1 protein-coding gene is annotated in these 242 nt (G+C 47.5%); it reads right to left on the bottom strand.

What is annotated here, in order from left to right; translation table 11 throughout:
• Positions 1–242 (bottom strand): monooxygenase (locus SB847_RS22040; RefSeq protein ID WP_410578871.1); only part of this gene is annotated, 242 nt, incomplete at both ends.

The raw sequence follows: 242 nt of genomic DNA on the forward strand, positions 1-242 counted from the left end.
ATTGATTTGACTCAGTGGCTCATTGACATCGAAAACTTTGGCGACAACTTCCTCAACGCCGAGATTTTTCAGTCGGGCAGTGTGTTTTTCCAGATAGGCAAGGGCGCTTTTTTCATCAGTGAAAAGGTAGATCCCACCGGCTTCGTGGTTCTTTTCACTTTCGGTCCATACCTTCCACAGAAAACCAGGTTCCTGATTAATCGTCTCAGCACGCGGTTTAAGCTGCTCAGCCATTGTGTCGC

Source organism: Bacillus sp. SIMBA_026 (assembly GCF_046535335.1).
Taxonomy (GTDB): Bacteria; Bacillota; Bacilli; order Bacillales; family Bacillaceae; genus Bacillus; species Bacillus velezensis.